Genomic DNA, 6,427 nt, shown 5'->3' with positions numbered 1-6,427 from the left:
CGGCAGATTCCAGCGATTGGGTTTCCGTGCGGGCCTCGTCTGCGGCGGCCAGCGCCTCCTCGGCCAGCTCCACCGCCTCACGGGCCTCTTCTTCGGTGGCCATAGCCGCCTCAAAGCCTTCCCCGGCCAGCTCCAGGGCCTCACCCGCCTGATCCTGCGCGCTCTGTGCCGTCGCCCCTTCGCTTTCGGCCCGCGCCAGGGTGCGCTTGCAGTCCTCGACCAGACGCTGCGCCGACTGATAGCGCGCCGAGAGCCGCGCCACATCTTCGGTCAGCTGGGTCAGGTGATCCTCGCGGGTCTCCAGGATCTTGCCCGCCTCACGGGCCAGCTCACCTGCCTCTTCCAGGCGATCATCATGACCATCACTGGCCTTGGCCAGTTCCTTTTGCTCCCAGTCGAGCCGCTCAATGGTCTCCCCCGCGTCACGGTTCAGGCCCCCCTCGCGGTCGATGTCATTGCCCATCTGCTGGATCCGGCTCACCAGCCGTTCAATGGTCTGGCGCGCCTGCACCTCCTGATCTCCCAGCGCATCCCGCTGCACCACCAGCCGCTGCAGGATGGCCGCCGCAATGGCCTGCTCTTCGCGCAGGGGCGGCAGGCCTTCTTCTGCCTCAGCCCGGTTGGCAGCAGCAGCCCGCGACAGGGCTTCGCCCTTGGCAGCCTGCGTCAAGCGCACCGAAAGATCCTGCTCTGCGCTCAGCCGGGCATCATCCGCCTCACGCCAACGACGGTACAGCAACATGCCCTCAGCCAGACGCAGTTTTTCACCAATGTCGCGGTACCGCTGCGCCTGACGGGCCTGGCGGGCCAATTGCCCCAGCTGGCCCGCCAATTGCTCCACCACATCATCCACCCGCAGCAGATTCTGTTCGGTGTTCTTCAGCTTCAGCTCCGCCTCGTGGCGACGCTGATACAGCCCTGAAATACCCGCAGCCTCTTCCAGAATGCGGCGACGCGCCTTGGGCTTGGCGTTGATCAATTCCGAGATCTGCCCCTGACGCACCAGCGCCGGGGAATGCGCGCCCGTCGAGGCATCGGCAAAGAGCATCTGCACATCGCGCGCGCGCACATCCTTGCCGTTGGACTTATAGGCACTGCCCACATCGCGGGTAATCCGGCGCACGATTTCCAACTGGTCCGCATCATTGAACCCCGAGGGCGCCAACCGATCGGAATTGTCGATGATCAGATTGACCTCAGCAAAATTTCGGGCCGAGCGCGAAGTAGTGCCCGCAAAGATCACATCCTCCATGCCGCCACCGCGCATCGCTTTGGCACGGGTCTCCCCCATCACCCAGCGCAGCGCCTCCAGCAGGTTGGACTTGCCACAGCCATTGGGCCCGACCACGCCAGTAAGCCCGTCACCGATGATCAGATCGGTCGGGTCGACAAAGCTTTTAAAGCCATTGAGCCTGAGTTTGGAAAAGCGCAAAGCCGCCCCTGAGTGATTCTTGCCTGCCCCAAGTCGAGCAGGTTCACTGGCGCAGAGTCAACGCTTGCCGCCCCCAATCCCTGCGACAGATCCCCTTTGCGCCACTATATCTTGTGGATAAATACACCCGCCCACCAAAACGCAGCCCCTCGCACCTGGCCTTGGTCCGGCTTTCACCTTTCCTGCAAGTATTCCGGGGTGAATGCGGCGCAGCCGCAGAGGGGCTGGCCCCTCTCCCCCTTCGCGACCTGCACTCAGCCTCACAACTCTTGGTCCGGACAGTCAAGCACACCGGTCATCAGCGCCTGATCCCCTAACACTCCTTTCACATCACAACCGCTCACACGGGCCATAGCGGCGGCAGCCTGCGCCTGCAGCGGGCCGAGTCGCGGAGCATATTGCGGATTGATCCGCGCCGCTTCAGCCAGATTGCCACGCAGGCGAATATCAAAGGTGCTGCCCGCCACTGTCACCCGCGTCACCTCAGCCCCGGCAAAATGGCTATGGCTGTCAGAACAGGAGGAAACTGTGCAGAATAACAGCCCGCCTATCAGGATATTGGCAAGAAAACGCATGGCCCAAAAACTGTCGCGCAGTCAGGGCAGGAAATCCAGTCAAACCACCGCAATCCCCCTTAGGCAGAATGCAACAACCGCCCCAGGCGCTGCATGCCGCTGCGGATCTGATCTTGCGGCAATACCGAAAAACTCAACCTTAAGGTATTGCAGCCTGCACCATCAGCAAAGAAGGCCTGCCCGGGCACAAAGGCAATGCTCTCTTCCTCCAGGGCCCGCTTCAACAGCTGACCTCCGTCGATGTGTTTGGGCAGGGTCAGCCAGACAAACATGCCACCTTCAGGCCGGGTCCAGCTGATCCCCTCGGGCATAAATTCCTGCAGGGCGGCCAGCATCGCATCGCGGCGGGCGCCATAAGCCCGTTTCAGCCCTGCCACATGGGCTTCAAAACCGGCCTCGGCCACCTGGTGCACCGCCATCTGATTGATGGTGGGCGAATGCAAATCCGCCGCCTGCTTCATCAGCACCAATTGCGAAATCACCGGTTTGGCAGCCACCACCCAGCCCACCCGCAGGCCCGGCGACAGGGTTTTGGAGAAGGACCCACAATAGATCGTGCGACAGTCTTCAATGCCGCCACGCCGCTTGATCTCCAGCGCCAATACCGGCGGAATACTTTCACCTTCGTAGCGTAGGGCCTGATAGGCGCCGTCCTCAATGACCGCGCAGCCCAGCTCCTCGCTCATATCTAGCAGCGCCTCGCGCCCCGCCTTCGACAGGGTCTCGCCGGTTGGATTGGCAAAATCCGGGGAAAGATAGGCAAACTTTACTGCGCTACCCTCCTCCTGCGCGGCCTGTCGATAGCTGGCAGGAGACCGATTGCCAGTAGGATTGAGCTGGTCATAGCGCGGCTCATAGGCATTAAACGCCGCCAGCGCCCCCAGATAGGTGGGCCAGCCAACAAGCGCCGTATCGCCTGGCGACAACAACAGCTTGCCCAGATAGTCCAGCGCCTGCTGCGAGCCCGAGGTGATCAGGATATTGTCCACTTCACAGGGCACTCCGATCCTGACCATCTCCGCCTTGATCCATTGGCGCAGCGGCGGATAGCCCTCGCTGGCGGAATATTGCAGCGCCTTGGCTTGGTGCGCGGGGGTGAGACAGGTCTGAAAGGCCTGCGAGAACTCTGCTGCCGGAAACAGGTCTGGGTCCGGAATGCCGCCGGCAAAGGAGAGCAGACCGGGGCGGTCCAGCAGTTTCAGGAGTTCGCGAATTTCCGAAGCCTTCATCCGGTGAGTGCGGGTAGCAAAAATCTGTTGCAATGACATCGGTGCTCTCCTGAAGTCTGATTCAATGATGTGAAGCTACGAATATTGCGATTATAGTCAACATTGCTGACCTAATATTTCAACAGATGTGATCCAGCTTTGCATTTGCTGCGCCAGACTTGCGGGCTTGCACTGGTCGTGGTCATATGTTTTGACCAATTACACAGGGCCACGGCCTGACCCCCACGACCAGACAGAGGCCCTCATGCCGTTTCAGAAAGTCCAGCCCGAGAAACTCTCTGCCTCTGTGGTGCGCCAGATCGAACAGTTGATCCTGCGCGGCATCCTGTCGCCTGGCGAACGCTTGCCCTCGGAACGGGAACTGGCCGAGCGGCTCGGTGTCTCACGCCCCTCGCTGCGTGATGCTATTGCTGAGCTACAGGAGGGCGGTTTGCTCACTGCCAAGGCAGGATCGGGGATCTTTGTGGCCGATGTTCTGGGCTCAGCCTTCTCGCCCGCCTTGATCCGGCTGTTTGCCCGCCATGACGAGGCGGTGTTTGACTACCTCAGCTTTCGCCGCGACATGGAGGGACTGGCGGCCGAGCGCGCTGCCAAATTTGGCTCGGATGCCGATCTGAAGCTGATCCAGGCCATTTTTGACAAGATGGTCGCTGCGGGTGACCCTTCTGTCTCAGACGAGGCCGCCAGCCTCGACGCGCAGTTTCATTCCGCCATCATGGATGCCAGCCACAATGTGGTGATGCTGCATATGATGCGGTCGATGTTTGATCTGCTGCACGAAGGCGTGTTTTACAACCGCCGCATCATGTTCAGTCACCACACGACCTTCGAGGTGCTTCTGGGCCAGCACAGCGCCATCAATGCCGCCCTACAGGCCCGTGATCCTGAGGGCGCACGCGCCGCCGTTGAAGCGCATCTGGACTATGTGAAACAGTCGCTGATCGACCACCAGCGCACCGAACGCAACGCCGAGATCGCCCAGCAACGGCTGGAGCATGAGAGCGGGAAAAGGTAGTCTGCTGACCGGCCAGAGCCGCAAAACCTATGCTGCAGCGAAGGCCGACTTAATGCGCTAACTGTTAGATGCTGCAATTGAGGCCAGGATCCGATCTTGAACCGAACATTGAATCACTACAAAGTTTGAAACGCTGACAAATACGTGAAGTTCAGGACCGCCTAGCGCCTTCCAAAACAGATTGAATTTTTGTTAGGGTCAACAGCTTTGCAATCATAACAGCCAGAAAGAAGAAACCAAAGAGAGAATTTACAACTGCAACTCCCTGGCTTGCCGATGTGGGATGGATGTCACCATACCCAAGCGTCGTTAATGTAACTAGGCTGAAATAAATATAGTCCCACCTCACAAACTCTTCGCGCCCGGAAAGACCAAGCTGTTCATACGTTGCCGCATACATCAATGTCATCAGTACGGCCGTAGCGAGTGAAAGAAAGACTGTTTTTCCCTTCGCCACAAAAAACAGGAAAATTGACATTCCCGCATACGCGATGGAAGTCAGAGCTGCGGCGATCGTTGCACCAGCGGGGCCAAGAGAGCCTAAGCCAACGGCCCATAGGTCTTGTACAACAAACAACTTCCACCCCATATACCCACAAATAAGTAAAGAGATGGAGTTTTGAACAACCGGATTCAAAAGAATAGCCCGAAACTTGCTTAACTCTCGATGCTTTCTCCCTTGGAGCCTTTCTCTAGCTTTCCGTTTTCTTGCTTGGCGTAAATTAAGTGTTTTCGACCGCGTCATCTTTGGAAACATCCTTTTAAAATTCAGCAAGTTTTACTGATATTCAATTCACTCTTGGATTCAAATACGGCGGCTCCGTGGCACAGCTGATGTACATGGCTTACCGAGTCGTCTTACTCGTGAATAGCAACGTGCCGGTTCCACGACAAAGCATAACCAGACATTCGTAGCTAGTGACCTTCCGTCCGGTTCGTCCGCAGAGCAACCTTCAAGGGCCAACCTAGTTTAGGGTTGCGTCAATTGCCAAAGCGACGCTTTGGCAGCGCCCGAACCGCCCCCACGGGGCGGGCGCGGTGGTTTTCTGAAGTTTTCGCCTCCAGGCTATTCAAAATAGCCTGAAGCCACCACCGTCGCTGTTTCAGAATGACCCGGTATTACTGTCGCAAAACCCTCGATCACTTGGTTTCTGAACTTCGCGAGCTCTGTCATTTCAGGCGAGTGATAGAACTCCAAAGCCGTTTCAAAACTGGAAAACTTATACATCACCATGCCCGCATAAGGCGTCGAACCCTTAACGGGCTTTACCGGACTGGTGACAATCAGCTCGCCTTGGTACTTCTCTACGATTGGCGCTGACATTGGACCCAGCTCATTGATCCGGGACCTGTCGATGATGTTGTAATGAAAAAGAACATAGCCAGCCATCCGCGCGCTCCCTGGTTTATGGATTGGAACAGGACTTACTTGCACTGCTCCTGCGAGACAAACCAGCCATTTTGGTGGTGCCTCAGGCGATCTCTAGGCAGCTGTGGCAAGCTCCAGCAACAGGTAGCTAACCGAAGATCAGGGAAGATTGCGTTCAAGACCAAACAAAAAACCCGGCCACAAGGACCGGGTTTTTGATACTTAGCTGAAGTGACCTGATCAGATCAGTGCAGCTTGTCGTTGACGTCGGAAATCGCCGCGTCGATCAGCTTGTTGGCTTCAGTCGCGGTCATCTGCTTGGCGATCACTTGATCGGCGGCAGCAACAGCGATCGAGATCGCCTGGTCGCGGACTTCTTTCACAGCCGAAGCTTCAGCCGAAGCGATCTGCTCTTGGGCAGCGGCCAGACGGCGGGCGATGGATTGCTCCAGCTCCGCTTTGGCCTCTTCAGCCGCCGCAGCCGCATCTTCACGCGCCGAAGCCACGATGCGATCCGCCTGGGTCTGAACTTCCTGCTGCTTGCGCTCATAGGAGGCCAGAATGGTCTGGGCTTCTTCCCGCAGGGCGCGGGCTTCGTCCAGCTCTTTCTGAATACCTTCGGCGCGGGCGTCCAACTGGCCCCCCAACAGGCCGGGCACTTTGACGTAGAGCAAAATGCCGATGAACAGAAGGAAGCCAAGCGAAACAACAAAGTTGGTGTTTGCCATGGTCAGACCACCACCAGCTGCAAAAGCAGGGGTTGCGGAGGTCAGAGCCAGAAGAGACAGGGTCAGTAGCTTGCGCATG

The 6,427-nt window shown here is 58.1% G+C and carries 7 protein-coding genes; 1 reads left to right on the top strand and 6 read right to left on the bottom strand.

The window, feature by feature from the left end:
* The 3 genes from ABJP42_RS13730 to ABJP42_RS13720 all read right to left on the bottom strand — a co-directional run.
* A partial coding sequence (locus tag ABJP42_RS13730; RefSeq protein WP_348341271.1) for a chromosome segregation SMC family protein occupies window positions 1-1,432 on the bottom strand: 1,432 nt, incomplete at its 3' end.
* A 260-nt stretch (window positions 1,433-1,692) separates the two neighbouring features.
* Window positions 1,693-2,007 (bottom strand): hypothetical protein, encoded by a 315-nt coding sequence (locus ABJP42_RS13725; RefSeq protein ID WP_348341269.1) that lies wholly within the window; start codon window positions 2,005-2,007, stop codon window positions 1,693-1,695.
* Between the two features lie 59 nt (window positions 2,008-2,066).
* Entirely contained in the window at window positions 2,067-3,275 is a 1,209-nt protein-coding gene (locus ABJP42_RS13720; RefSeq protein ID WP_348341267.1) for an aminotransferase-like domain-containing protein, read from the bottom strand.
* 205 nt (window positions 3,276-3,480) lie between these two features.
* Here ABJP42_RS13720 and ABJP42_RS13715 point away from each other — a divergent pair, with 205 nt between their 5' ends.
* The gene (locus ABJP42_RS13715) at window positions 3,481-4,251 is read left to right on the top strand and encodes a FadR/GntR family transcriptional regulator (protein ID WP_348341265.1); all 771 of its coding nucleotides are present in this window, start codon (window positions 3,481-3,483) and stop codon (window positions 4,249-4,251) included.
* Window positions 4,252-4,402: 151 nt separating this feature from the next.
* Here the strand turns inward: ABJP42_RS13715 and ABJP42_RS13710 are convergent, their stop codons facing one another.
* The 3 genes from ABJP42_RS13710 to ABJP42_RS13700 form a co-directional block, all read right to left on the bottom strand.
* Window positions 4,403-4,996, bottom strand: a complete 594-nt coding sequence (locus ABJP42_RS13710; RefSeq protein WP_348341263.1) for a potassium channel family protein — start codon at window positions 4,994-4,996, stop codon at window positions 4,403-4,405.
* Between the two features lie 321 nt (window positions 4,997-5,317).
* Window positions 5,318-5,641: a DUF1330 domain-containing protein gene (locus ABJP42_RS13705; RefSeq protein ID WP_348341261.1), complete on the bottom strand. Its 324-nt coding sequence runs from the start codon at window positions 5,639-5,641 to the stop codon at window positions 5,318-5,320.
* Window positions 5,642-5,865: 224 nt separating this feature from the next.
* A complete protein-coding gene (locus ABJP42_RS13700) occupies window positions 5,866-6,426 on the bottom strand; it encodes a F0F1 ATP synthase subunit B (protein ID WP_348341260.1) in 561 nt (186 codons plus the stop codon).
* Window position 6,427 lies beyond the last annotated feature (1 nt).

The sequence above is a fragment of the Pseudophaeobacter sp. genome, assembly GCF_039971195.1.
Lineage (GTDB): Bacteria > Pseudomonadota > Alphaproteobacteria > Rhodobacterales > Rhodobacteraceae > Pseudophaeobacter.
Note: the sequence above shows the minus strand (reverse complement) of the source record. Positions and strands in the feature narration are given on the sequence as shown.